This window comes from Butyricicoccus sp. AM27-36 (assembly GCF_003480945.1).
Taxonomy (GTDB): domain Bacteria; phylum Bacillota; class Clostridia; order Oscillospirales; family Butyricicoccaceae; genus Agathobaculum; species Agathobaculum butyriciproducens.
In genome coordinates this window covers 47,004-71,703 of the sequence record NZ_QUJR01000012.1, presented here as the reverse complement: position 1 = coordinate 71,703, position 24,700 = coordinate 47,004, and the positions used below count along the sequence as shown (strand labels likewise).

Annotated in this window: 34 protein-coding genes and 3 pseudogenes; 17 read left to right on the top strand and 20 right to left on the bottom strand. The window is 52.6% G+C overall.

The window, feature by feature from the left end; translation table 11 throughout:
- Positions 1-534: 534 nt before the first annotated feature.
- Positions 535-1,230 carry a Crp/Fnr family transcriptional regulator gene (locus tag DW724_RS14065; protein WP_118761894.1) on the bottom strand — a complete coding sequence of 232 codons (696 nt, stop codon included), beginning with the start codon at positions 1,228-1,230 and terminating at the stop codon, positions 535-537.
- 85 nt (positions 1,231-1,315) lie between these two features.
- Here DW724_RS14065 and DW724_RS14060 point away from each other — a divergent pair, with 85 nt between their 5' ends.
- The 4 genes and pseudogenes from DW724_RS14060 (at position 1,316) to DW724_RS14045 (ending at position 5,055) form a co-directional block, all read left to right on the top strand.
- Positions 1,316-2,029 carry an ATP-binding protein gene (locus DW724_RS14060; RefSeq protein ID WP_118761893.1) on the top strand — a complete coding sequence of 238 codons (714 nt, stop codon included), beginning with the start codon at positions 1,316-1,318 and terminating at the stop codon, positions 2,027-2,029.
- A gap of 78 nt (positions 2,030-2,107) precedes the next feature.
- A pseudogene (locus tag DW724_RS14055) lies at positions 2,108-2,218 on the top strand (rubredoxin); the annotation flags it as partial.
- Positions 2,219-2,267: 49 nt separating this feature from the next.
- Positions 2,268-3,866, top strand: a complete 1,599-nt coding sequence (gene hcp / locus DW724_RS14050) for a hydroxylamine reductase (RefSeq protein WP_202183537.1) — start codon at positions 2,268-2,270, stop codon at positions 3,864-3,866.
- A 271-nt stretch (positions 3,867-4,137) separates the two neighbouring features.
- Positions 4,138-5,055, top strand: coding sequence for a DUF4300 family protein (locus DW724_RS14045; protein WP_243105772.1), 918 nt, complete (start codon positions 4,138-4,140; stop codon positions 5,053-5,055).
- Positions 5,056-5,531: 476 nt separating this feature from the next.
- On the opposite strand, the gene DW724_RS14040 is transcribed toward DW724_RS14045, so the two are convergent.
- The 5 genes from DW724_RS14040 to DW724_RS14020 form a co-directional block, all read right to left on the bottom strand.
- Positions 5,532-5,804 (bottom strand): hypothetical protein, encoded by a 273-nt coding sequence (locus DW724_RS14040; RefSeq protein WP_118480771.1) that lies wholly within the window; start codon positions 5,802-5,804, stop codon positions 5,532-5,534.
- Positions 5,805-5,911: 107 nt separating this feature from the next.
- The gene (gene trxB, locus DW724_RS14035; protein WP_118761892.1) at positions 5,912-6,835 is read right to left on the bottom strand and encodes a thioredoxin-disulfide reductase; all 924 of its coding nucleotides are present in this window, start codon (positions 6,833-6,835) and stop codon (positions 5,912-5,914) included.
- A gap of 10 nt (positions 6,836-6,845) precedes the next feature.
- Positions 6,846-7,166, bottom strand: coding sequence for a thioredoxin (gene trxA, locus DW724_RS14030; RefSeq protein ID WP_118361389.1), 321 nt, complete (start codon positions 7,164-7,166; stop codon positions 6,846-6,848).
- An 11-nt stretch (positions 7,167-7,177) separates the two neighbouring features.
- Complete coding sequence (locus DW724_RS14025) at positions 7,178-7,594, bottom strand: RrF2 family transcriptional regulator (protein ID WP_118761891.1); 417 nt, start codon at positions 7,592-7,594, stop codon at positions 7,178-7,180.
- Positions 7,595-7,596: 2 nt separating this feature from the next.
- Complete coding sequence (locus DW724_RS14020; protein ID WP_118761890.1) at positions 7,597-8,019, bottom strand: rhodanese-like domain-containing protein; 423 nt, start codon at positions 8,017-8,019, stop codon at positions 7,597-7,599.
- A gap of 175 nt (positions 8,020-8,194) precedes the next feature.
- On the opposite strand from DW724_RS14020, the gene DW724_RS16165 reads away from it, so the two are divergent.
- Together DW724_RS16165 and DW724_RS16160 are read left to right on the top strand one after the other, a co-directional pair.
- Positions 8,195-8,401, top strand: coding sequence for an ATP-binding cassette domain-containing protein (locus DW724_RS16165; RefSeq protein WP_243105771.1), 207 nt, complete (start codon positions 8,195-8,197; stop codon positions 8,399-8,401).
- Positions 8,402-8,439: 38 nt separating this feature from the next.
- Positions 8,440-8,571: a hypothetical protein gene (locus DW724_RS16160; RefSeq protein ID WP_243105775.1), complete on the top strand. Its 132-nt coding sequence runs from the start codon at positions 8,440-8,442 to the stop codon at positions 8,569-8,571.
- 15 nt (positions 8,572-8,586) lie between these two features.
- Here DW724_RS16160 and DW724_RS16475 read toward each other — a convergent pair whose 3' ends face one another.
- The 3 genes and pseudogenes from DW724_RS16475 to DW724_RS14005 all read right to left on the bottom strand — a co-directional run.
- Complete coding sequence (locus DW724_RS16475; RefSeq protein ID WP_243105770.1) at positions 8,587-8,715, bottom strand: ATP-binding protein; 129 nt, start codon at positions 8,713-8,715, stop codon at positions 8,587-8,589.
- Between the two features lie 89 nt (positions 8,716-8,804).
- Positions 8,805-9,254 (bottom strand): annotated as a pseudogene (locus tag DW724_RS14010) (HAMP domain-containing protein); the annotation flags it as partial.
- Positions 9,251-9,649: pseudogene (locus DW724_RS14005) on the bottom strand (response regulator transcription factor); the annotation flags it as partial. The pseudogenes DW724_RS14005 and DW724_RS14010, both read right to left, overlap by 4 nt.
- Positions 9,650-10,031: 382 nt before the next feature.
- On the opposite strand from DW724_RS14005, the gene DW724_RS15840 reads away from it, so the two are divergent.
- The 8 genes from DW724_RS15840 to DW724_RS13970 all read left to right on the top strand — a co-directional run bounded on the left by DW724_RS15840 (position 10,032) and on the right by DW724_RS13970 (position 16,256).
- A complete protein-coding gene (locus DW724_RS15840) occupies positions 10,032-10,178 on the top strand; it encodes a CD1871A family CXXC motif-containing protein (protein WP_202183536.1) in 147 nt (48 codons plus the stop codon).
- 25 nt (positions 10,179-10,203) lie between these two features.
- Positions 10,204-11,079: a 4Fe-4S binding protein gene (locus DW724_RS14000; protein ID WP_202183540.1), complete on the top strand. Its 876-nt coding sequence runs from the start codon at positions 10,204-10,206 to the stop codon at positions 11,077-11,079.
- Positions 11,076-12,035 (top strand): TlpA disulfide reductase family protein, encoded by a 960-nt coding sequence (locus DW724_RS13995; RefSeq protein WP_118761888.1) that lies wholly within the window; start codon positions 11,076-11,078, stop codon positions 12,033-12,035. Before DW724_RS14000 ends, DW724_RS13995 begins: the two co-directional genes overlap by 4 nt.
- 250 nt (positions 12,036-12,285) lie before the next feature.
- On the top strand, positions 12,286-13,251 hold the full coding sequence (msrB, locus tag DW724_RS13990) for a peptide-methionine (R)-S-oxide reductase MsrB (RefSeq protein ID WP_442861289.1): 966 nt from the start codon (positions 12,286-12,288) through the stop codon (positions 13,249-13,251).
- Between the two features lie 138 nt (positions 13,252-13,389).
- Entirely contained in the window at positions 13,390-14,037 is a 648-nt protein-coding gene (locus DW724_RS13985) for a YcxB family protein (RefSeq protein WP_118761886.1), read from the top strand.
- Positions 14,038-14,842: 805 nt separating this feature from the next.
- Positions 14,843-15,124, top strand: a complete 282-nt coding sequence (locus DW724_RS13980; protein WP_202183535.1) for a hypothetical protein — start codon at positions 14,843-14,845, stop codon at positions 15,122-15,124.
- Between the two features lie 249 nt (positions 15,125-15,373).
- Positions 15,374-15,760 carry a hypothetical protein gene (locus DW724_RS16330; protein WP_330426320.1) on the top strand — a complete coding sequence of 129 codons (387 nt, stop codon included), beginning with the start codon at positions 15,374-15,376 and terminating at the stop codon, positions 15,758-15,760.
- 91 nt (positions 15,761-15,851) lie between these two features.
- Positions 15,852-16,256: a hypothetical protein gene (locus DW724_RS13970; RefSeq protein WP_147358675.1), complete on the top strand. Its 405-nt coding sequence runs from the start codon at positions 15,852-15,854 to the stop codon at positions 16,254-16,256.
- Between the two features lie 448 nt (positions 16,257-16,704).
- On the opposite strand, the gene DW724_RS13965 is transcribed toward DW724_RS13970, so the two are convergent.
- The 6 genes from DW724_RS13965 to DW724_RS13940 all read right to left on the bottom strand — a co-directional run bounded on the left by DW724_RS13965 (position 16,705) and on the right by DW724_RS13940 (position 21,284).
- Positions 16,705-17,334 (bottom strand): hypothetical protein, encoded by a 630-nt coding sequence (locus DW724_RS13965; RefSeq protein ID WP_118761884.1) that lies wholly within the window; start codon positions 17,332-17,334, stop codon positions 16,705-16,707.
- A complete protein-coding gene (locus DW724_RS13960) occupies positions 17,331-18,182 on the bottom strand; it encodes a metal ABC transporter permease (protein ID WP_202183534.1) in 852 nt (283 codons plus the stop codon). Before DW724_RS13960 ends, DW724_RS13965 begins: the two co-directional genes overlap by 4 nt.
- A complete protein-coding gene (locus DW724_RS13955) occupies positions 18,179-18,892 on the bottom strand; it encodes a metal ABC transporter ATP-binding protein (protein WP_118761883.1) in 714 nt (237 codons plus the stop codon). The genes DW724_RS13960 and DW724_RS13955 overlap by 4 nt, the downstream gene beginning before the upstream one ends.
- A gap of 12 nt (positions 18,893-18,904) precedes the next feature.
- Positions 18,905-20,443, bottom strand: a complete 1,539-nt coding sequence (locus DW724_RS13950) for a metal ABC transporter solute-binding protein, Zn/Mn family (protein ID WP_118761882.1) — start codon at positions 20,441-20,443, stop codon at positions 18,905-18,907.
- Positions 20,444-20,569: 126 nt separating this feature from the next.
- Positions 20,570-20,866 carry a hypothetical protein gene (locus DW724_RS13945; RefSeq protein ID WP_118761881.1) on the bottom strand — a complete coding sequence of 99 codons (297 nt, stop codon included), beginning with the start codon at positions 20,864-20,866 and terminating at the stop codon, positions 20,570-20,572.
- Between the two features lie 22 nt (positions 20,867-20,888).
- Positions 20,889-21,284, bottom strand: a complete 396-nt coding sequence (locus tag DW724_RS13940) for a Fur family transcriptional regulator (RefSeq protein WP_118761880.1) — start codon at positions 21,282-21,284, stop codon at positions 20,889-20,891.
- A gap of 397 nt (positions 21,285-21,681) precedes the next feature.
- Here DW724_RS13940 and DW724_RS13935 point away from each other — a divergent pair, with 397 nt between their 5' ends.
- From DW724_RS13935 to DW724_RS13925, 3 genes are all read left to right on the top strand, one after another.
- Positions 21,682-21,984 carry a chalcone synthase gene (locus DW724_RS13935; RefSeq protein WP_118761879.1) on the top strand — a complete coding sequence of 101 codons (303 nt, stop codon included), beginning with the start codon at positions 21,682-21,684 and terminating at the stop codon, positions 21,982-21,984.
- A gap of 3 nt (positions 21,985-21,987) precedes the next feature.
- Positions 21,988-22,416: an MmcQ/YjbR family DNA-binding protein gene (locus tag DW724_RS13930; RefSeq protein WP_118761878.1), complete on the top strand. Its 429-nt coding sequence runs from the start codon at positions 21,988-21,990 to the stop codon at positions 22,414-22,416.
- Between the two features lie 67 nt (positions 22,417-22,483).
- Entirely contained in the window at positions 22,484-22,816 is a 333-nt protein-coding gene (locus tag DW724_RS13925) for a hypothetical protein (protein ID WP_243105769.1), read from the top strand.
- A gap of 70 nt (positions 22,817-22,886) precedes the next feature.
- On the opposite strand, the gene DW724_RS13920 is transcribed toward DW724_RS13925, so the two are convergent.
- The 5 genes from DW724_RS13920 to DW724_RS13910 form a co-directional block, all read right to left on the bottom strand.
- On the bottom strand, positions 22,887-23,075 hold the full coding sequence (locus tag DW724_RS13920; RefSeq protein ID WP_243105768.1) for a hypothetical protein: 189 nt from the start codon (positions 23,073-23,075) through the stop codon (positions 22,887-22,889).
- Positions 23,076-23,200: 125 nt separating this feature from the next.
- Positions 23,201-23,512, bottom strand: coding sequence for a helix-turn-helix domain-containing protein (locus tag DW724_RS13915; protein WP_158580373.1), 312 nt, complete (start codon positions 23,510-23,512; stop codon positions 23,201-23,203).
- A gap of 34 nt (positions 23,513-23,546) precedes the next feature.
- On the bottom strand, positions 23,547-23,786 hold the full coding sequence (locus DW724_RS15490; RefSeq protein WP_147358674.1) for a hypothetical protein: 240 nt from the start codon (positions 23,784-23,786) through the stop codon (positions 23,547-23,549).
- A 24-nt stretch (positions 23,787-23,810) separates the two neighbouring features.
- On the bottom strand, positions 23,811-24,044 hold the full coding sequence (locus tag DW724_RS15485; RefSeq protein WP_118667718.1) for a hypothetical protein: 234 nt from the start codon (positions 24,042-24,044) through the stop codon (positions 23,811-23,813).
- Positions 24,045-24,188: 144 nt separating this feature from the next.
- A complete protein-coding gene (locus DW724_RS13910; protein WP_118761876.1) occupies positions 24,189-24,575 on the bottom strand; it encodes an ArsR/SmtB family transcription factor in 387 nt (128 codons plus the stop codon).
- Positions 24,576-24,700: the final 125 nt, after the last annotated feature.

Below are 24,700 nucleotides of genomic sequence, written 5' to 3'. Positions count from 1 at the left end.
GATATGAAAAACATCCAGAACAAGTCTTTCCACAAGGAAATACAACAGGTTGGACAGCCAAAAATGCAGTGCGATTGCAAGAATGGGAATAGCGAAATATCTTTTTTTCATCATAGGTCAAATTTTCTCCTGTCTGTATTTTTGAGGGGACTGCAGCAGTATAACAGATTTAACTTAAAGTCTTCGTTAAGGGGCGAAGCCGCAATCTTTCGGAAGCGGCATCGCAAAAGGACACTGTTCATCCTTCCCTGTCGAACCTTTTGACCTTCCTCTAAAAGATGTTTTCCTCATAGTTGGTGACATGCTGAATTTGGCATTAGGCTCCTTGCCTTCTGCAAAGCTTTTGAAGTTCAAACAGAAAATACCCACAGCCAAAGCGGCTGTGGGTATTTTCAAATCAGATTGTACGAGCTGACGCTACCTTGTCAATCTCTGCAGGTTCGTAGTTGCGCTCTCCTTCTGTAAAAGCCCAACATTCTGCCCGGTGTATCCGCACTTTCCAATACGCCCAAAGGGGGCTTGAAGGGGAGATTCTTAACGCGCAGAAGGAGGAAGGCCGTCCGTCTCTGGCGCCTGGAGAAGAAAGTGGCTTTTATGAAAGTCAAGCAGGCCCTCATCCCGCATTTTTCCAAGCTCCAGCGACAGTCCACTGCGCTCCACGCCGAGATAATCCGCAAGCTGCTGGCGGGAGAATGGAATGTCGAATTCATAGCCACCCCGGCGCTGCGCCTCGGCGGAAAAATAGGACATCAGCTTTGCCCGCGTTGTGCGCTGGCCCATGTGGGTGAGTTTTTCGTTGAGCCGCAGGTTTTTTTCTGCCAGCTCGCCCAGCAGGTTGCGGATGATCCGGCTATGGTGGGAGCAGGCGGAGGGGCACATGCTCAAAACGCGTCTTATATGCAGAAACATCACCGTCACCGTGCTCTCCGCCTCCACGCTCACATTCAGCACCGACCCCGGCGCACAGGCGAACACCTCCGCAAAGGTCTGCCCCGGCCCGGTCTTGGAGAGGATGTTGCGGTTCCCCCAGATGTCCTCCTGCACAATAAGGGCGCTGCCCGCCAGCACAAGACCCACCTCCTCCACCGCCTCCCCGGCGCGGAGCAGGCGGGAGCCTTTGGGGAAGGTGTCGATCCTCGCTCCAAGGCAGGAGAGCATGGCGGCAAGCTCATCGTCGGAAATGCCGGAGAAAAGCGCCGCGGTGTGGAGTACCGGAAAAAATTCTTTCATAAATAATCCTCTTTCGTTGAAAATTCAACCGACTTGTTGATTTAATTCTATTATAATCAAACCACAAAAGCAAGGAGGTCTTGCGATGAAGCGGAGAATCATTGAAATTGATCAAGATAAATGCAACGGCTGCGGCGTCTGTGCCGCCGCCTGTCACGAGGGCGCCATCGCCATGGTGGACGGCAAGGCGCGGCTCATGCGGGACGATTACTGCGACGGCTTGGGCGACTGCCTGCCCACCTGCCCCACCGGGGCGATCACCTTTGTGGAGCGGGAGGCGGCGGCCTATGACGAGCAGGCTGTCATGGAAAATAAGCAGCGGAAAATGCGGAAAGAGGGCATGACGCTGCCCTGCGGCTGCCCCGGCAGCCAGTCCCGGAATATTCAGCGCCAGGACGCGCCCGCCGTGGAAACGCCGCAAGCCCAGCAGACGAGCCGCCTTTCCCAATGGCCGGTGCAGATCAAGCTGGTGCCGGTGAACGCTCCGTATTTTGACGGCGCGAGGCTCCTCATCGCCGCCGACTGCACGGCTTACGCCTACGCCGCCTTCCACGAGCGCTTCATTAAGGGGCACATCACCCTGGTGGGCTGTCCCAAGCTGGACGGCGTGGACTATTCCGAAAAGCTGACGGAGATCATTCGGGAGAATGACATTAAAAGCGTCACCGTCGTGCGGATGGAGGTTCCTTGCTGCGGCGGGCTGGAACTGGCGGCGAAAAAGGCGCTCCGGCAGAGCGGAAAATTCATTCCGTGGCAGGTGGTCACCGTAACAGTGGACGGCCGGCTGGTGGAAGAATAACAAAATTATTAGAAAAAGGAAGGAAGAAGCACAATGAAGTATATATGCAGTCTTTGCGGTTGATAATATGACGAGAGCGCAGGTTACCCGGAGGGCGGCATCGCCCCCGGAACGCCCTGGAGCGAGGTGCCGGAGAATTTTGAATGCCACCTGTGCAATGTGGGCAAGGAGTTCTTCGAGGAGGCGTGAGCTTCTGATAAAAGGACATAATTTGAACCGAAATAGGAGGAAAACGATAATGGATCATAAAATGTTTTGCTTTCAGTGTGAGCAGACAGCGGGTTGTACCGGCTGTACCGGTAAGGCTGGTGTCTGCGGCAAGACCGCCGATGTAGCGGAACTTCAGGACGAGCTGACGGGCGCGCTCATTGGGCTGGCAAGAGCCACGGACGCCGATACACCAGTCAATGCCGATACATGGCGGCTGATGATCGAGGGATTGTTCACCACCGTCACTAATGTGAACTTCAACGAAAAGACCATTCGCGAGTTGATCGAACAGGTGCACGCGGAAAGGGAACGACTGGCACCAAACTGCTCTGGCTGCGGCTCTCGCTGTGGGCAGAATGATGATTATGATATGAATTTGCTCTGGAACGCGCAGGAGGATATTCGCAGCCTCAAATCTCTGATCCTTTTCGGCGTGCGTGGTATGTCGGCGTATGCCCATCACGCCATGGTACTGGGCTATGTCGATGAGGAAGTAAACCGCTTTTTCGCCAAGGCACTCTTTGCTGTGGGCGAGGACTGGGGCATGGATGCGCTGCTGCCCATCGTCATGGAGGTGGGCGAGAAAAACCTCAAGTGTATGGCGTTGCTGGATAAGGCCAACACCGAAAGCTACGGTACGCCTGCGCCTGCCACTGTCCCGCTGACGGTGGAGAAGGGGCCGTTCATCGTCATCACAGGCCACGACCTCCACGACCTGAAACTGCTGCTGGAGCAGACCGAGGGTAAAGGCGTCAACATCTACACCCATGGCGAAATGCTGCCTGCCCACGGCTATCCTGAACTGAAAAAATATGCCCATCTCAAGGGCAACTTCGGCACGGCGTGGCAGAATCAGCAAAGAGAATTTGCCGACATCCCTGCACCGGTGCTGTTTACCACCAACTGCCTGATGCCGCCGAAAGCAAGCTACGCCGACCGCGTGTTCACCACAGCGGTGGTATCCTACCCGGAAATGACGCACATCGGCGAGGATAAGGACTTCACCCCTGTCATCGAAAAGGCATTGGAACTTGGCGGCTACAACGAGGACAAGCCGTTCACCGGCATCAACGGCGGCGGCACGGTCATGACCGGTTTCGGACACGGCGCGGTGCTTGGTGTGGCGGATCAGGTGATCGATGCGGTAAAGAGCGGCGCGATCCGGCACTTTTTCCTGGTCGGCGGCTGTGACGGAGCCCGTCCCGGACGGAACTACTACACCGAGTTTGTCAAGCAGACGCCCGCCGACACCGTGGTGCTGACGCTGGCCTGCGGAAAATACCGCTTCAACGACCTTGACCTCGGCACCATCGGCGGCCTGCCTCGACTCATGGATGTAGGCCAGTGCAATGATGCTTACGGAGCTGTCAAAATCGCGCTGGCCTTGGCGGATGCCTTTGGCTGCGGGGTCAACGACCTGCCCCTGTCTCTGGTGCTCTCGTGGTATGAGCAGAAGGCAGTGTGTATCCTGCTGACGCTGCTGTATCTGGGGATCAAGAATATTCGCCTTGGCCCCACGCTGCCGGCGTTTGTTTCGCCCAATGTGCTGAACTACCTTGTAGAGAATTTCGGTATTGCTCCCATCACCACCCCGGAAGAGGATCTGAAGGTGCTGCTGAAGCGCTGACAAACCGTAATGCGGCTGCGGAGAGGAACATCTCCGCAGCCGCACTTTATTGAAAGCAATCATGAGCGTTTTTTTGGTTCTTTGCTTCGATACTCCTACACACCGCCTGCACCAGATAATGCTTCTCATGGCAGAACACCTGGAGATGTGAGGAAAGTTGCTTGCTGCAAAAGCCGCAACACTTTGTATATCTTAACATAGGTTTTATGATCCGGTGCTATAATAACCTTAGCAAATCGAGCAATCGCCAAAGAAAGGACAGATTAGAACTATGAGATCACGATGGAAAATCACTTTTATTATATGTGTTGTGCTTATTGCCGCCGTACTTGCAGGCTGCGGCGCAGCCGAGCAGCGTCCGGCATTGGAAAGGATCGAGTACACAAACCTGAACGACAGCGGATCAAGGGCACTTTTGAAGGAGCTGCTCTCCGACACAGGCGTGCCGGACGGGCGTATTCAGAGCTTTTTCCGCCGTGTGGACCGCTTTAATGACAGCGTGAAGCAGGAATGGCTTACGGATGGCTTTGAGGAAGCGGAGCTGCTGTATACGAAATATGACCCTTACGCAATGCAGGACGAATGGACGGCGAAGAACGGGACGTTTCCGGGCTATAACTGCCGGATCACCGCCATGAGCCTGTTTGGGGATTTCCTCTCTGTGAGCGCAGACTCTCAAATCAATTCCGGTGAAGATGTGCTGTTTGTGGACGAGGAAGCGCTGAAAACAGATCCCGATGCGCTGGGCGGAAGCAGCCTTGCAGATTTCCGCGCACTGTATTCCTCCATGAAGGCGGAGGATACCACGGAGATCAAGCGTCATGTGCAAACCGTACAAGAGGAATGGGCTTCCCGCGGCGTTGCCTTTCGGGAGAATGAAAGAATCCGTCTCATCACGGTATTCTTCCACGATAAGCCGACCGAGGAGGAATCTCTGCTGTTTGTCGGGCATGTTGGCGTTCTTTTGACGGCAGAGGACGGGACGCTGTACTTTGTAGAAAAGGTTGCCTTTCAGGAGCCGTACCGGATGCTGCGCTTTGCCGACCGAACGGCATTGAGCGATTACCTTATGGGGAAATATGACACCTCATGGGGACAGGATACGGCGAGTCCCTTTATCATGGAGAACGACAAGCTCATGGACGGCTGGCGTCCAAACCCGGATAACAGAAGCTCCGCGCACGGCTAAGGACTGCGCGTTGCTGCCAATATAAGAAATCCCCGACTCTGGTCGGGGATTTCTTATATTATCCTCCGCTGAAGCTGTGGAGAAAACCAGATAAAGCACATCAACGCTGCAAAGTGACTTCAAATCATAGAATGTTAATTTGCGTTGCTTGCCGCAACGGCCCTGTTTCTGCTAAACTATGCATGAAGTCTTTAGAAGAATCATGCCGGAACGCTTATTTCTCTCTTTTCTGGAATCGGCTTAACTATTTCAGTATATTCTTATTACAAATCTTGCTGAATAAGGCGTAAAGCTATGAAAAAGGAGTGCCCATTGGGGCACTCCTTTGCTCTGTTGGAACAGTGCGAAGCTGTCATTTTAAGTCTGCTTCTTTATCATAAAGCATTGGCATTCAGTTTTTTAAATTCCACATAGGCTACGGCAAAGGCACAGACCTGCCGTGTGCAGCCGGGGGTATTCTTGAGACAGAAATGTGGTTATTTCTCTCGAAAGAGCGAAACAGAGTTTAATAGAATGGATATCCCTACACATACCCACAGAGCCTTGCTCATGGTTGGCATAATATCCATCAAGCCTCCCCAATCTTCATTTAGCACACGCATCGCTCCGTCTGAATAAAACGAACATACGGTCAAGGCAGTGAACGATAGGGCTGCGAATCTAAACCATTTTTCATTCTTGTTTTTAAAAGAGTAAATCAGATTGAATCCTGTAAAAATGATCGCAGAAATTCCGAAAAACAGCCACATATATATGATCTCCTTAATCTAACATGCCCTGCGCTCTTTTGAGGAAAGGCTCACAATCGTATCGCTTACGGACAGGAACTGCCGTTGAGAGGATCGTTTGCAGCCCTTTACCGATTCTCCGCCAGATATTCCTCCGCATAGTGGACGGCTACCGCGCCGTCCGATACGGCGGTGACCACCTGCCGCAGCGCCTTGGTACGCACGTCGCCCACGGCAAACACGCCGGGAAGATTCGTGCGGGTGGATTCGTCTGCCACGATATAGCCGGACTTGTCCAGTGCCAGCTCCCCTTGGAACAGTTCCGTCGCCGGGGCGCGTCCCACGCTGACGAACACGCCGTCACAGGCAAGGTCATGTTCCTCACCCGTCAGGACATTCTTCAGCCGAAGCCCCGTCAGGCGGCTTTCGTGCAGCAGTGCGGAAACGGTGCTGTTCCAGCGGAATTCCACGTTGGGCGCGTTCATCAGCGGCTCGTGATAGACCTTCGTCGCCCGCAGGCTGTCGCGGCGGTGGATGAGATAGACCTTCTTTGCAATGCGGGACAGGGCGAGAGCGTCCGCTGCGGCGGAGTTGCCGCCGCCCACCACCGCCACGGTCTTGCCCCGATAGGGCGCGCCGTCACAGGCGGCACAGTAGTGGACACCCTTGCCGATGAGCGTATCCTCGCCGGGAACGCCCAGGGGACGGGGCGACGCGCCGGTGGCGATGACCACCGTGCGGCCCTGAAAAACACCCTCGCTGGTTTCCAGCGTCTTGATCTCCCCGGAAAGGCTTGCTTTGTACACCTCTGCCAGCTCCGTCACCGCGCCGAAGCGCTCCGCGCTCTGCTGCATTTTTTCGCCCAGCGTAAAGCCGTCGATGCCGTCCTCAAAGCCGGGATAGTTGTCGATCTGCTCCGTCAGCGCCATCTGCCCGCCGGCGGAGAGCTTTTCCAGCACCAGCGTAGAAAGTCCGGCACGGGCGGCATACAGGGCGGCGGTGTAGCCGGCGGGGCCGCCGCCGATGACGATCATATCATAGATCTGCTTCATAATCGTGTCCTCACTGCGCCAGCGTTTCCTTGATAAACGCCTCGATAGCCGCCTTGGAGGCGGGAGCAACAACAGAGCCGAGCACCTTGCCGTCCTTAAAGAGCAGCAGCGTGGGGATGGTGTCGATGCCGAAGCGCTCGATGAGCTGCGGCTCCTCGTCGTAGTTGATCTTGCCGGAGATAAGCGTGTCGGCATACTGCTCACCCACCTTGTCAAAGGCTGGAGCAATGCGGCGGCAGTAGGGGCACCACTGCGCCCAGAAATCCACCAGCACGGGCTTGTCCGCGCGGAGAACGTCGTTTTCAAAGCTGTTGGTCGTAATGGTAAGCATCGTATATCCTCCTATTTCTGTGTAAAAAGCTGTGTTTCAATATCTGTGATCGTAATGTGCGAGAGATAGGCGGCGCATTCCTCGTTCATGTTCCGATACAGCGTGTCCATGACGCCCGCCATGCCGGAGCAGATGGCGCAGTCCCGGTCGATGTCGCCGCTGTGCCACGCACAGTCCACAAAGCGGGTATTTACCGCCTCCGCCACTTGCCGCAGTGTCAGCGTCGCCGGGTCTGCCGTCAGGCGGTAGCCGCCATCCAAGCCCTCCCGGGTCTCCACCATTCCTGCCTTTTTCAGCCCCGCCAGCACCCGGCGGACACGGGTGGGGTTGGTGCAGATGTTCTCCGCCAGTGCTTCGCTGCTGAGAGAGCGTCCGCTGTGGCTCAGGCAGACCAGCGCGTGGACTGCCAGATTAAAGGAGCTGTTCACAATTATCCCTCCTTCACAAGCGCGTAGGGCCAGTCGATGACGCCTCCGAAGTCGTAGACGCTCTGATACCCAAGCGCCAGCAGCTTTTGGGCGGCATCCTTGCTGCGGCGGCCGCTGCGGCAGTAGATCAGCAGCGTGGCTTCCTTGTCGGGCAGCGCCTCGGGCATTTCGCTCCCGATGCTTTCGTTGGGGACAAGGACAGCGTTTTCAATATGCCCGCCGTCGTATTCCTCCCGGGTGCGGACGTCTACCACCACGACCTCCTGTGAGGCCATCATCTCATAGGCTTCCTCGGCGCTGAGCTTATGATACGCCGCCTTGTCTGTTGTGTCCTCCGACGTGTCCTTTTTTGTTTTGGACAGCGTGCAGCCAGCCAGCAGTGCCAGCGAGGCGGCAAGTGCCGCAAAAAGTAATATCTGACGCATAGATTCACCTCCGAAATAACTGTGTCTGTTTTGATAACAGTTTATACTGTAACTATATCAGACACAGTTTGGGCTGTCAAGAGTTACTCGAAAAAAATGACAAACATATCCTGATAGACGGGAAAAAGCAAGATCGGCAGTCCGGTGCAGGGAAATCTATTACTGCGGCAACGACATGTCAACGCAGTTTTTTACGGCAAGCGTGGCGGAGGAGCTGCTGCTGAATACCGGATTGACGGAAGAAAACAAAGACCGTACCAGACATTTGCTGAAAGAATTTGGGCTTTACGAGTACAGGGATGCGCATCCGTCCGCCCTGTCCGGCGGACAGAAGCAGCGCCTTGCCATCGCCTGCGCCATTTTTCCGGCCGCAGGATATTGATCCTTGATGAGCCCACCAGCGGCCTTGATGGGCAGAATATGCGCCTCGTCGCAGAAAGGCTGAAAAGCGAAGCGCGGAACGGCAGAACCATTCTTGTGATCACCCACGACAGGGAACTGATCGAAAGCTGCTGCGATAATGTTGTGGAGGTTGAAAAACAATCGCCATGAATCAGCCGAGGACTGTTATGTGATATCCGCGCCGGAGGGATTGCTTTCTGTCCCTGCCGGCAGCTCCACCGCGATGGTCGTGCCTTTGTCCGAGCTTTCCTCCACCCAAACGGAGCCGCCGTGGAGATCGGCGATCTCCCACACCAGAGAAGGCCCCAGTCCCGCGCCACCTGCCGCAGATTGCTCATCTCCAGCAGCGTCCTGGTCATCTGTATCAGCCGCTCCGTCTGCTCGCGCAAAAGCGTGAGGAACTCCGCCGTCTCCGGTCGCACATCGGGATGCTCTGCGGAGAAAAGCCCCAGCTGCGCCTGCATTAGTGCCAGTGGCGTGCGCAGCTTGTGGGCGGCGTTGCCGATGAACTGCCGCTGGGCGGCAAAGGCGTTGTTCAGCCGCTCCAGCATCTGGTTGAACGAGCGGCTTAGCTGCCGGAACTCCGAAATAGCGTCTTCATCGATCCTCATATCGGCAAGATTGTTCAGCTGCACCTGCTCCACCTGCGAGGTAAAGCTGCGCAGGGGCTTGAGAGCGCGTCCGCTGACGAAATAGGCGAGGATGCCGCTGAGCAGCGTTACTGCCGCCGTGATGTACCAGTTGGTGGTGCGGAAGCGCCCCTGCACCCCATCGACGACGATGAGCAGGACGGACAGCAACGTGATGCGCCACTGCAAAGAAAGACGCTTCATTCCTCCTCGCCTCCCATCAGATAGCCCTCGCCGATGCGGTTGCGGATGGGGTCATAGCCCAGCACGGCGCGGAGCTTTTTGCGCAGGGCGGAGATGTGGACGCGAATGGAATTGCTGAAGCTGTCCACGCTATTGTCCCAAACGTGTTCCATCAGCGCCTCCTGACTTACTGGCCTTCCTTGATGCACCATCAGGTATTCCAGGATTCCCGTTTCCTTGCGAGTCAGCGTCAGCGTCTGCCCGTTGACGGCGGCGGTACGGGAGCGGGTGTCAAAGGTCAGGCCTCCGCAGCTTAGCGGCACATCCTGCTGGGTGAACTGCCGCAATGTCAGGCTGCGGATGCGGGCCTCCAGCTCCGCCAAGTGGATGGGCTTCGCCAGATAGTCGTTCGCCCCGGGCGCGTTCATCTTCAATTACTAAAAGGTGCATGAGAGCCCTACTTTATATTTCTTCGTTTTTTGTGTTGCTTTCATTATAGCAAAAATAGATAAGGTTTGCGTAAAGGCAATACCGCATAATTGGACAAGAGCGATTTGCGAGTAAATTTTGCGTACTGACGAAGCGCGGTTTTGCGGTAATACTTGACGTATTACCGTGAAATCTCGGCAGCGCGGACGGAACTCGCGCAAGGAACCGAAGCCAAAGTCAGGGCACAAAATTTCCGCAAAGCACCGCAGATTTAATTGTGCGGTGTTGCCTTAAGTTTTCGTTCTTAACAGAGACTTTAACTCTCCCGCGCTATAATGGGGGTAGAAAATCGGAAAGGGTGATGAAAAAATGATCTGCGGGAAAAAGGCCGCGGCGCAGATTGCGCTGCTGATAACCGGAATCGTCATGCTGTGCTTTGGTGTCTGGCGGGGCGAGGCGGCGACGGTGCTGAGCAAAGCAATCCAATTATGTCTGGAGTGTGTGGGCATTGGGTAAAAAGTTTTCAGGCGTTTCACAGACCATGTCCCGCTTCCGGGGCTGGATTCAGGCGGGGGCGACGCTGCTGACCAACCTGCATCTGCCGAATTTCCTCAAGGGCAGACTGTATCAGGGGGCAGGGAAGACCGTCTGCGTGCCGGGGCTGAACTGCTACTCCTGTCCGGCGGCCTCCGGGGCCTGCCCCATCGGGGCGTTTCAGGCGGTGGTGGGATCGTCCAAGTTCAGCTTCTCCTACTATATCACAGGCTTTCTCATCCTGCTGGGCGTGCTGCTGGGGCGCTTTATCTGCGGCTTTCTATGCCCCTTCGGCTGGTTTCAGGAGCTGCTGCATAAAATCCCGACAAAGAAGCTCTCCGCAAAGAGGCTGAAGCCGCTGACATACCTGAAATACGCTGTCCTGCTGGTGATGGTCATTCTCCTGCCGGCGTTCCTTGTGAACGATGTTGGCATGGGCGACCCGTTCTTCTGCAAATACCTCTGCCCCCAAGGCGTGCTGGAGGGAGCCATCCCGCTGTCCCTTGCCAATTCCGGCATCCGGGCGGCGCTGGGCAAGCTGTTTACATGGAAATTCAGCATCCTGCTGTCGGTGATTGCGCTGAGTGTACTGTTCTACCGACCGTTCTGCAAGTGGCTCTGCCCGCTGGGCGCGTTCTACGCGCTGTTCAACCGGGTGTCCCTCTTCCAGATGAAGGTGGATAAGAATAAGTGCGTCTCCTGCGGGAAATGCGCCAGAGCCTGCAAGATGGATGTGGATGTGACGAAAACGCCCAACCATACCGAGTGCATCCGCTGCGGAATGTGCATCCGCGCCTGCCCGACGAACGCCGTGAGCTTCCGCTACGGCTTCGGCAACGGGAAAGAAACAACAAAGAAAATAACGATGGAGGAATCAAAATGAACAGGAAGAGAATTTTTGCACTGGCTTTTGCCGTGCTGATGTTGCTGGCCTTGGCGGCCTGCGGTACGAAGAACAATGACAAGATGGGCGACATGAGCGGTAACGGCTCCGCCATGACTGGCGAAGCGAAAAATGCCGAGGAAGCGCTCGCCATGCACAAGGAACTCATGGCACAGGAGAACGCGCTCCTGTCGGAAAAAACCGAGCTCTGGGAGAAGGTGTTTATGGCGGCCGACAAGGGCATGACCATGCAGGAGGACGGCAAAAACTACGGCGACTTCCTGCTCAAGACCATCGAGGACGCCAAGGAAGAGTTCAGCGATGAGGAGTATGAGTGGCTGAAGGAGTCAGCCACGGAGATCAGCAATATTGAAAACAAGCTGACCGAGTTGGAAGAGAAGTATCCCGATATCATGCAGAAATCCATGGACGGCGATATGAGCATGCCCGCGGGCAGCGACATGACCACGCCGCCTGATGACGGCAGCATGCAGAAGTTCCCCGCCTTTGATGGCAAGGATCTGGATGGCAACACGGTGAAGAGCGACGAGCTGTTCTCCGCCAACGCCGTCACCGTGGGGAATTTCTGGTTCACCACCTGCAATCCCTGCGTAGGCGAGCTTGGCGAGCTGGATGCGCTGAACAAGGAACTGGCGAAGAAGGGCGGCGCGCTCATCGGCATCAACACCTTCACGCTGGACGGCGACGAGAAGGCCATTGCCGAGGCGAAGGATGTGCTTGCCAAGAAGGGCGCCACCTATCAGAATGTGTATTTTGACTCCGACGGTGAGGCGGGAAAGTTTACCACCAACATCTTTGCCTATCCCACCACCTATGTGGTCGACCGCAGCGGCAACATCGTGGGTGAACCCATCGTAGGCGCCATCACGGAAAAGAAGCAGGCGGAGACGCTGCAAAAACTCATCGACCAGGCTCTTGCCGCCGATATGGGCTGACCTGAGATTTAAAAAAGTGCCTGCTGCGCGCCATTGCATTGCCCTCGGCGGGCAAGGGGCGGAGTGAGCCCGGATTCCCCTGAAAGGAGGAAACGTGATGTATCGAAGTGTATTAGCCCTGCTTTTCGCCGCAGTGCTGCTGCTGAGCGGCTGCGCCGCCGGGAAGCAGACTGTGCCGAAGGAAAAGAGCGGACAGGAAGCAAACATGGACGGCCCGGCTTTTGACCGGTCTGATGAGGAGATCACCTATATGGATACCACAGACAATGTCATCTATCTGGCGGGCGGCTGCTTCTGGGGCATGGAACAGCTGATGCAGTCCATCCCCGGCGTCATCGACGCCGAGAGCGGCTACGCCAACGGCATCTGCGAGGCGGACGCCGATTACAAGACCGTCTGCAAGGGAGAGACCGGCTTTCGGGAGACCGTGCGGGTGGAATACGACCCCGAGCAGGTGAGCCTCGACGCGCTGCTGATGGCTTACTTCTATGTCATCGACCCCACGGTACAAAACCGGCAGGGCAACGACCGGGGCAGCCAGTACCAGACCGGTGTCTACTTCACCAACGAAAGCGCGAGAGAAACGGTGAAGCGCATCGCGGAGATCGAGCGCGGCCGCAGCGAGAAATTCTTCGTGGAGATCGGCCCGCTCAAAAACTACTATCCCGCCGAGGAATATCACCAGAACTACCTCGAAAAGAATCCGGACGGCTACTGCCACATCCCGCGCGCGGAGATGGAGCTTTTTTCCCAGCTGCGCATCGACCCGGGCGACTATCAGAAGCCCGCGGCGGAGTCCATTCGGGACAAGCTGACGGCGGAGCAGTACCGTGTTACACAGGAGAGCGGCACAGAGCGCGCTTTCACGGGCGAGTTCTGGGACAAGTTTGAAAAGGGTATCTATGTGGATGTCGTGACCGGTGAGCCGCTTTTTTCCTCCACGGATAAGTACGAGAGCGGCTGCGGCTGGCCGGCTTTCACAAAGCCCATCGAGGGCCCTGCCGTAGTGGAAAAAGAGGATCTGAGCCACGGGATGCGCCGCACGGAGGTCAGAAGCCGTGCCGGAGACTCCCACCTCGGCCACGTGTTCACCGGCGATCCGGAGTCCCCCAATGGCGTGCGCTACTGCATCAACAGTGCGGCTCTGCGCTTCGTCCCCTATGAAAAAATGGAGGCCGAGGGCTACGGATATCTGCTGCATCTGTTTGAAAAATAGGATGCAAGCGGTCGGCAATTCTTATGCAAAGTACCATCAGCACATCACAGCATATCGGACTGCCGCCGGGCAGTCCGATATGCTGTGAATGGATTTTCCGGCACTCTCAATGAGCCGATTTCGAAACGGAGAAGCACCATGTATCTTTTTCAAATAAGCAACTACGATGACCCTGCTGTGGACAGCGAAACCGTAGAGCTGCTGCACCAGTGTTTGGAAGCTGAAAGCCGGCGGCGCTGCCCTGCTATGTGGAATGCGATAGACTGCATCAGAACTCACGCCGCGAAAGGCCCGGTGCGCGAAAAGCGGACGGTGCGCTACCGCATTTATGGCGTGTTCCTGCTGGCTCTGGGCCTTTTGACGCTGATTCTTGGTTTGATGCCGCCAAAAACCACCGCGGGAATCATTGTGGGCGGAGCCGTGATTATTGCAGGTTTGCTGGAGTTTGCCCTTGCTCGCGGAAGAACGCCGCCGCGCATGCCGGCATCCTGCAAAAAGGAGGCGTGGAAAGCGCTGAAGCTGCGGCGGGCCGTTGATTGGGAAAAGTTCAAAACCACTATCCGCTTCGAGGATGCCGGTGTAACGATCTGCGCAGAGGAGAAGGAAGAACATCTCTCTTATACACGGATAAAGAGCGTCTTTGAATCATTGCATTTGTGGCTTGTGGTCTGTGACGATGAACGCGCGCTGCTGCTTCAGAAAAAGGACCTGAGGTCCGGGAACGCAGACAGCTTCCTCTCTGACATCATTTCAAAAATGAACACAGGAACAGATGCATCCGGCTGAACATGGCAGCTATGTGATGTCACCAGCCCGTTTGTCCCAGTGGGACTTCAACTATGGTCCAGTTATCGACGGAAGTACACAAATGAGCGATTTCCGGAAGGATGATCGGAGGCAGATGAATAAGCGAGGGATAGCTTTTATAGTGGTAGATATCAGGGCTGTTGTCAGCAAAATGTAGGAACAAGAGGCCAATCGGCAGGCATCGAACATGGGAGTTAAAGCAGCATTTTATACCCGCCTAAGAAATAACCGGCAGGCATTCGACCACTGAGAACACACCATCTGATACATCCCCCTGTTCAGAGCTTCTGAACAGCCATCCATGTTGAAAGCGGAGAGACTGCGATACAGCAATCTCTCCGCTTTTCTGTCGTGATCTTCTGCTTTGAGCGCAGAGGCCGAACAACCTGCACGATAATGAAAAACATGGCTCCAAGCCGGAACAGGCGGTTCTTATGAGATATCCTCACATCTGCGGCACTGTCGCCGCTGTCGAATGGCAGCCCTCCTTCATTCACCTATGGCCGGGCATCGGATACCCTGACTTTTTGCGTCCTTTTGAGGATACCCCGCCCCCGTCCATCATCGTTACCCTCAAATACTCTTATGCCCGCAGCGGTGTCGCTGTGGGCTTTTTGCGCTCTGTGCGAGACCCCGCTGCCGCGGCCCGCCCTCCGTTTCCGAGATTTGCAGCCAACCAAATTTCAGAATACGGAGGAACCATACGGATGCAATCAAAGATGTACTGATCCCGCCGGATGTGACCCCACAGCGTCAGTGCTTTACCTACGCCAATGAAGCAGATGTGCTGAATGTTGCACTGTTCGGCATCACGGCAAAGGAATGGCGCCAGACACACCCGGATTCCAAAGGAAATATTCGGGATGAAGCAAGCCTCCAACACTTGATCGTTCTTGCTAATCTTGAAAGCATCAATGCGGAGTTGATTCGCCAAGGAATCCCCCAGAGTGAGAGACTGCTCCGGTTGAACGCCAGCGCAAAGCAGATGATGCAGTCCCTTGTAGGAGATCATCGCATTGACGAATTTAGAACATATGGTGAACTGCCGAATAAGAAAAGCAAATAAGCCCTAAGTATATATTAAAACTAAGGCAACACCGCACAATTAAAGCGGCGGTGCTTTGCGGAAATTTTGTGCCCTGACTTTGTTGCAGTTTCACAGTAATACATCAAGTATTACCGCAAAACTGCGCCTCGTCAGTACGCAAAATTTACTCGCAAATCACTCTTGTTCAATTATGCGGTATTGCCCTAAGTTTATCATCCGCAACATACATAGAAATCTCTACTCTGTAACACATTAGGAGGCCTCATTATGGAATTTGACCGTGAAGTAATTGATCTTATACCATCTGGAAACAAAACCTTCAACCTGATTGGCCTAAAAATGCCGAGCGATAAGGATATATTCTTTCGCGCGAAGCAAAAGGAAACCCTTGATAAATACCAAGCAGCGAGGAGGTTTATGTATGAACTGGAAGCCGATGTGCTGAATATGGCACTGTTCGGGATGACGGCCAAAGAGTGGTGCGACGCAAATCCGGATCTCAAGGGCAACATCCGCAACTATGCCAATGTTTCGCTTTATATAGCCAATGCATGTTTGGAAAAAGCCAAAAGTCAAATATATCTGGATGTTCTGCTGAAAATACTGGAAAAGCAGATATATATGTGCTATCATTTTAATGGAAATTATGGTTAATTCTGACAACGCTTGTTTTTGGAAACGAAAGGATGGTGTCAATTGTCTGCAAATATAACTTTTACAGAGGAACAAATAACGGGATTATTCGGTGAATTGGCGGCAGAGGACGAGAATATCGAACGCTTTAAAAGTAGCTTTTTCAAAAATGCTACATACGAAAAAATTCATAAATAGCATTAAGCGGATAGCGGCTCTCTTAAATGCGGTGCGTGATCTTACTAATGAATTTCCTTGTTTGCATTTTAGAATCAGCCTTCGTAGCGATGTTTACTTTTTGGTGCGTACTGCGGATGAGTCAACAGACAAAATTGAAGGGAATGTAATATGGTTAAGCTGGACTGAACATGAACTGCTTGTCTTTTTAGCAAAGCGAGTGCAAAGCTATTTAGGGATTAAAGTATCGGAAAACGCATTATTGAAAAAGCCTCAGTTTGAAATTGCAAAAAGCTTATATCAAATTTCAGCTGGGTGCCGCCTGTTTTTGTACATCTAAGGGTCGAAAATCACCAATTTTCGTCTCTGTAAAGCAAGGGCAGTGAAAAAGGTGAAATAGTTATCGCTTTTGTGCAGTTCCTTTGTGAAACAGTGAATTGCTGCGGGGTGAACACCATTCGCTGGGGCGTGTGTATATTTGCGGTCGTGCAAAAAATCCCACAAAACCGCAAAGTCGATAGGTGGGTATTTCGATGCAGAGTATGTTCGACACTGTGGAAACTGAAAATCAGCTTGTATTCGCAGAAAAGTTACATTTTAGGGCGATAACCGCCGGGTGATTGTAAAGCGCTATTCAATACCACCCGGCTCGCTCGATGCAGGAAGCCACGCATCGGATATATTCTGTACTGACGAGTATAATATAGCAAAACAGACAGCTTTCGTCAACCGTTGCGCAGAAATGCGGCTTCGGTGGAAAGCTGCCTATTTTTGCTAGATACGATTTCTTACTCGGTTATCTCTGCATCGACCAGATGGCAGTCCATATATCCGTTTTCTTCGTAGGTCTGGAATGTGCCAACGACCGTGATTTCTGTTCCCAGTTCGGGATAGTCGGCAGGATAGCTATGTTCGCCCGCGAGGACGAATTCCAGCCCCTGCGAGCAGCAGGCAGTCGCGTCCATGATGATGCAGACCGTGTACACCGCGCCGGTGTTCGGATTCCCATAGGCCGCAAACTGCCCATTCATTTTGATGCGCTTTCCGACATACCGATCCGGCTCGTACATCATGTTATAGATCTCGGAGTAGACCATCGTGCTGCTGAGCGTAGTCAGATCGACATCCAGTTCGCCGGAGGCCTGTGCCGGTTCATAGTCCGGAAGCGCTTCGGCGGGCTGCGTCTGCTCCGGTTTCGGAACGGATGTTTCCGGTGTAGTTTCATCCGCAGCAGGCTGCTGCTCCGGAATTGCAGTCGGCGGAACGGTCGTTTCGCCTGTGGCATTCGCCATCTGCTCCTGAACGACCTGCTGGGTCGCGCTGCCCTGCTTCGATTGAGACTGGATCTTCTGATCGCCGCAGGCGCAGAGGGAAACCAGATAAAGCGCGACGGCGAGAATAAACAAAGCCTGTTTCATGTGCGGATACCTCCCAATCGGGATATTCCTGAGGAAATCAGAAATGCAAAAATGTCCACGGCCACAATGGTCGAGCCGACCGGCGTTCCAGCTAGGATGGAGATCAGAATGCCCAGTGCGGCGCAGCAGACGGAAAGGGTGGCCGCACAGATCGTCACCGCACGGAAGTTTTTGTAGACCCGCATGGCAGATAGCGCCGGGAAAATAACAAGGGCGGATATGAGCAGTGAGCCGACAAGGTTCATTGCCAACACGATCACAACGGCGACCGTTATGGCAATCAGTAAGTTATACAAATCGGCCTTTGTCCCCACAGCCTTTGCAAAGTTTTCATCAAAGGTCACAGCGAAAATTTTGTTGTAGCAAAGAACAAATACCGCCACGACCGCCACCGACAGCACCGCGCACAGCCAGACCTCGCTTTTCGTCAGCATCAGAATAGAGGTCGAGCCGAACAGCGTACTGCACACATCGCCGGACAAGTTAGAGGATGTGGAGAACAAATTCATCAGCAGATAGCCGATAGCAAGTGCCCCCACCGAGATCATGGCGATGGCGGCGTCGCCCTTGATCTTCGTGTTCTGCCCGGTACGCAGAAGCAGCACGGCGCTGATGATTGTAATGACCATGACCAGCGGCATTTCGTTGGTGATTTGCAGCACAGCGGCAATCGCCATGGCTCCGAACGCCACATGAGAAAGTCCGTCACCGATGAAGGAAAACCGTTTCAGCACCAGCGTTACGCCCAGCAGAGAGGAACAGAGCGCAATCAGCACGCCGACCACCAGCGCATAGCGGACAAAGGGGTACGCCCAATAGAGGGTCAGTTTTTCCAAGATTGCGGTCATTGTTCATCACCGCCTTTCTCTGCGGCAAATAGCCGCCCTTGCGGGCTTTGGAGATACTCTGCCTTTGTTCCGAAGAAAACGGTGTTGCCAATATGCAGAATATGGCTGGCGTATTTGACTGCGGCGGCAATATCGTGAGAAATCATAATAATGGTGATACCGTCCTGATGGTGCAGTTCGTCGATCAGACGATACATTTCCGCTGTCACTTTGGGATCAAGCCCGGAAACAGGCTCGTCCAAGAGCAGCATTTTTTGTGTGGCGCACAGCGCACGGGCAAGCAATACCCGCTGTTGCTGCCCGCCGGACAACTCTCGATAACACCGCTTTGAGAGCTTATCAATCTGCATTTTCCGAATGTTTTCTTCGGCAAGCTGTTTTTCTTCTTTGTTATAAAAGGGGCGGCTGCCGCAGCGCCCCTGACACCCGGAGAGAACGATCTCTCTCACGGATGCAGGGAAATCCTTTTGTACGACGGTCTGCTGCGGCAGGTAGCCGATCTCATTTTTCCTCAGCCCGTCGCCTGTCAAAATTCTGCCGCTGATGGGCGGCTGCAAGCCAAGGATTGTTTTCATAAGTGTACTCTTACCAGAGCCGTTTTCCCCTACGATGCAGAGGTAGTCGCCTGCAAAGACCTCAAAGCTGAGATCTTGCAGAACGGACTTCCCATCATAGCCGACGCGGAGATTTTGACAAGTGAGCTGAGCCATAGACCTACCTCCTTAACCCAATGCTTCTTTCAGCACGGACAGGTTCTTCTCCATCACGGAGAGGTAGGTCGTACCGTTTGCCACATCTTTAGAAGTGGTGGACTGCATGGAATCCATGGTCAGCACCTTTTGATTTTTCTCAGCGGTGTTCTGGACAATGGTTTCGGAAATTTTATGCTGTGCGCCCTCAATGGTCAGAACGCAGGGCAGTTTCGATTCATCCACCTTCTTAGCAAGGAACGAAACGGTCTCAAAGCTGGCTTCCGTTTCGGCGGAGCAGCCCACAAAAGCGGCATAGTAGCTCAGACCGTAATCGTCCACCAGATAGCGGAACGGGAAACGGTCGCCGAACAGAACGGTCTTATAGGTCGCAGCGTCCACGACAGCCTGATATTCACCGTCCAGCGCAGAGAGCTTTTCGATATAGGCAGCGGCGTTGGTAGCGTAGGTGTCCTTATTGTCGGGGTCCAGCTCCTGCAAGGACTTGGAAATGGCATTTACAAGAACCTCCGCGTTTTTCAGAGAAAGCCAAACGTGCTCGTCCTTTTCTTCCTCATGCTCGTGGTCTTCGTCCTCGTCGTGGTCATGCCCTTCCATGTGTTCGCAGATCTCTTCGCCGGTCATATCAGCCGGGAAGAAGGTAGGCCAGGAGTTTTCGGGATCGACGATTGCGTCGAAGCTCTCGTTGCTCATCCGGATGTGGAAGTGTTCGGCGGCAGCCGGTTCGATCATGTGGTCATTGAACTCAATGTAGACCGGCGCGCCGGAATCCTTGTCCTCCGCCTCAAAGCGATACATGGCCGCCTTCGTGCCGGTAGACCAGTTCTGAATGTAATAGCCGACATACTTGTAGTTAGAGCCGACCTTCTTGCTGTCTTCGTAGGTGAACTCGATGTGGTCACCCTCAATATCGATGTTGGTAATGTCCGTTTTGTAGCCGTTCTGATAGTAGGTCTTGTATTCTTCGGCGGTCATTTCGCCTTTCTCTGCCATCGCTGCAAACGCATCATCCAGTGTTCCGTCCAGCACAAAGGGATAGGCAGACTGCCAGTCGCCCGCCCAATCAGACAGGCTTCTGTCCTGAACCTCGTCATCTTCAAAGGTGGAGACTTCCTTGCTGTGGTCATGGTCGTGATCGTGCTCTGTTTCCTGCATACCCTCGACCACTTCTTCGGTCTTGACGCTGTCGCCAAGGACATCCAGCAGGTTGATGACCTTCATGTTCTTGTTGGTGGCATTTTTCAGAGCATCGTCCACCCAGTCGTCGGACTCGCCGCCCACATAGATGAACAGGTCGCAGTTGGAGATTTTGACAATGTCATCGGCAGTGGGCTGATAGCTGTGCAGGTCAACGCCGTTATCAAGCAGCATCGTGACTTCGGCGTTATCGGCTTTGTCACCTAAAATCTCACGCACCCAGTCATATTCGGGGAAAATGGTGGTGACAATGCTCAGTTTGTCGGTTTTGTTGGTATCGTTCTGCTTTCCGCAGCCGGCAAGAGCGCCGACGAGCATCAAAAGCGCAAGCAGCAGCGCAGTTATTTTTTTCATAGGGTTTGTTACCTCCAAATCATGATAAGAACTTAAAAATGGGCGCAAAAATACAAGGGTAACAGCAACGCCGCAAAAGTCTATCCGAAAACAGATAGACTACACCCTTGTAAAAAGTTCTTATTTTTAATTTGAAAGTTTGACCTTGAGAGAAACCAGCGTAAAGGTGCGGGCAACCTCTGTACAGGAGGGAATGATCCGGCACAGAATATATAGAATCGCCGTTACAGTAGCTGCGGCGGAGCCAGCAAGCCCAATGCTTTTGAGCAGGTTTTCGCAGACGTTGATCTGATGGCAGATGGCGCAGTCCACGCCAGTACAGTCATGGTCGGATTCCACTGCGATATAGGCAAGAGAGGACAGCATAACAAAGGCCAGCACTACGGCCAGCAAGCCCGTCATAAAACGAAATTTCTTTGTCATGGTCTGTCCTCCTTTCCAATCGTTATTTTCCCTTGCAGTCCGAACAAGTTCCATAGAGGATCGTGTCAGTCGTGTCCAATATAAACTGTTCGCTCTGCGCCAAAAGCTTTGCGAGCAAAGCTGCGTTACCATCTGCCATGTGAAAGGTCTTGCCGCATTTGATACAGCTCATGTGCAGCGCACCTTTGCAGCCTTCGGCATCAAGGTATTGATAGTAGACCTCGCGCGTGCCGCTCTTGCTGCTCCGACGCACTTTTTCCTCTGTCTCTAACTGTGCAAGGTTTCGATATACGGCGCTCAGGCTGATGTTTTTATCTGCCAAAGCGTCCGCAATTTGCCGTGCGGACAACAGCTCGTCCGGGTGCTGGCTCAAATAGGCAAGCAGAACCTTTCGCTGCCGCGTGCTGTAGCTATGCAAGTCACCGCACCTCCAATTTGCAGTTCATTCGCAAATATTATAATCCAAGAAAGCAAGAAAGTCAATATGCGAGTTGTTCGCAAATTGCAAGTTTTCAATGAACGCAGCTACCGCGAAAATCAAAACCACTTTTACTGTTGCCCAATATGTTTGACTGCATATTTTAGGACTACAATTTCTGGATGTTGGAGTTGCCACTTGTCCAGATGCAGGAGACGCTCGGCAAGGCAGCATCTACTGGATTACATGCTTGATGTATGCCATGATGATAGAATGCTGAATCTGTTCAAGAAGGTTTGCAGACGATATTATAGTCTTTATCCGGAAATGATGGCCTATAAGGAATGGTATGAGGATTGAACGATTCTATCTTAAATCAAAGGAGGATGGTTGCCAAGTGTATAGAAAATGGACAAAGAATGATATAGAAGCATCCAAAGCACGCTTCCATAGGATTTATGTACAATCGCCGATTGAGTATCGCTTTCTCTGTGGTCACGATATTCAGAGCGACGATGATGAGGATGCATTGGATTACTACATGATTGGGGTATGGCTGGTTCAGCATAGGAAATATTCTGATTGGTCGAAAGAGAAATCGTTTGATTTGGCGGAAATTCTTGAATTTATGCGAGTGTGCAGGATAAGAATTCCACGATATATCAAGCGTACAAGATTCTATCGTAAAAAATTAACTTGAAAGATGACACGACAAGGATTATTTACATGGATACACCAGCAGTACGGCACGGAGCCGGAATACCCCTGGCATGATTGGAATGCTGTGCTGCGGCGCAACGACAATGATAAATGGTATGGTGTGGTTCTGGAAGTATCTGCCGATAAGTTGGGATTGCTGGAAGCAGGTATCGTTGATGTCCTTAATGTGAAAAGCGATCCGCTGTTGATCGGCTCTCTTCGCGGACAGGACGGCTATTTTCCGGCCTATCACATGAACAAGGAAAAGTGGCTCAGTATTCAGCTTGGCAAACCGGAACTGGATGATGCCATCAAAGATTTGCTTTCTTTGAGCCATGAGCTGACAGCACCGAAAAAGCGCACCCCAAAGTCAAGAGCAAAAAATCCGGGAGATTCCGCAAATGGCAAAGAAAAAGAAACTGACGAAGGCTGAGTGATGGGAAGCACGCCTCCGGAAAGGCAAGCAGTGGCTGCTCACCTATACCGGCTCACCGAAAAAGATGAACAAGCATTACCGGGAACGCTTTCATGTGGATGCTGTGACGGCTGCCAAAGATTTGCAGGAGCTTGGGGTCAATTATACACAGGAGCAGCTCGACCAGATTAAACAGGCTGAAGAACAGCGGCTCCGGCAGCGGAGAACGGAGCGGAAAGCGAAAGAACGGGAACGGTTAGCAGAACTGTATAAGGACTGCGATGATCGTTTTGCCTTTATTGCAGGCTATACAGATGGCGGCGCACCATTCGGTGTGATGTGGGAAGAAGTCGGCATTGATCTGGGACTGCCATTCAAGGAAAAGGTAAGGCTCTATCACATGCAGATGTTAGGTTGATAATTGTGCAAGCGCCGCCTGCACAATTTGCAACAAAAAGAGGAGCCGGTCAAGGCTCCTTGAAGGTGCGTTATTTCAAAAAGTTGCTCTTATGTTCCAGTGCGTGCAGATTATAGCCAAGTGTTGCCAGGTGCGCGACCTTCAGCGCAACCAAGTTGATGTCGGTGGACATCGCACTGGCAATCTGTTCGGCGGTGTATCCATATTCATAGGTGTAGCGAAGGATTTCATCGCTGTCCATCAGGATCTCTGCTGTCACGAAAGCCCTGCTTGCTATCAACCGTTTCCTATTCTACTAATACTATAATTTCAAAGCATGAAAATGGCCGAATTGATAATAAAAGAGTGGTTGCTATGCACAACCACTCTTAATCAAAATCATTTTTAATGTTGCATTTTTCGATACTCTGTCGGTAACACCTGTACTACATCCTTGAATGCCTTCGAGAATTTTCCCTGAGTTTCGTATCCCACTTGGTTGGCAATATCAGCGATGGAGGCATCTGTTTCCCGTAATAATTTCATAGCCTGACGCACTCGAAATTCCTTCATATAGGTGGCGATAGGCTGGCCGTAGACTGCCTTGAATATTTCCTTTAGAGTAGAGGTATTTATCAAATATTGTTTGGAAAGTTCAGCAATCGTAAATCGCTGATCCAAGTGCTCTGTCAACTGTTGATGAATTTCTTTTATCAATTCGGTTTGCTGGGAGAAGTATTGAGTCAGTTCTTTATGCTCCGGATTTCATGTTGCTCAAATAAATCAAAATTTCCAGCACCTTCAATTTCAAAAGGGAAATTCGAACGGACACAGGAGCAGAAAAAAGTGGGGCAAAAATATGCTCTGAATCGGAACAGGACGGGATTGCGGATGGCTTTCCGGAGCAAAATCGATCCCGTAACTGGTCTGCCTCTACACCGGCATTCTTTAAAACTTCCGGGCAAATGGAAGAAAGCTGTTTCAGATCCACGGAAATGGAAATCCCTTCTGAATATCATAGGGGAAACATCATGGCGGAATCCGCGCAGCAGGCCATACTGTGCGCAGTCACATCACCTGCACCTAAATAGACGGCAGTACCGCCTTGCATATTCCAACCCACGCGACCACTGCGGCAATAGTAAATTTCCAAAACAGAATCCGAAGCATCGTGCCGAAACTTGACTTCTGAAGCAAGAAAAACATTGAAGGATACCTCTATTCCAGGAAAAGTTTCATATGCCTCCACACATCCTTTTCCAGCGGTAACCGCTCGAAACTGTTCTCCAAAGAGTGTGCTATCTGTTCCACCAGCCCGACAATGCTTCAAGACGAGGGTGCCGTTTGGAATCTTTTGGAGTTTTTTGAGCGATAACTTTGGATTCTTCTTTTTTCATGGCGTTCCTTTCTGTGTTTCTACTTGCGATGGACAGGCGATTTTTACAAGCCACTCAATCATGTGGTGGAAATTTTGGGCCGGTTCGGTATCGGCAGCTCTATAATAGACCTCTTTTCCGTCCCGGCGGCTAACGATCAGACCTGCTGATTTCAACTGCTTGAGATGGTGAGAAACTGCAGGACTGCTCATATCTACCATGGCCGAAAGATTGATAACACATTCCTCATAGTGGCAAAGTAACCCCCAAATGCGAATACGGCTGCCATCCCCCAGCTGCTTGAAAATATCGGCTACGGTTTGAAAGTTTTCTGCGCTGGGTATATGTTCCAGTTTCTGCTTGATAGTTTGTCCGTGGTCGTGGGGTAAGTGGTTCTGAACCATTTAGCACTCCTCCTTGAAGTCTATTTTACCATAGGCCGGAGGGAAAAAACTTTACTTCTGAGATGTTTCTGGTTCAGGTCCAGCGTCATGGGTGTAATCCAAGATACGGACACCATCGCCTACCT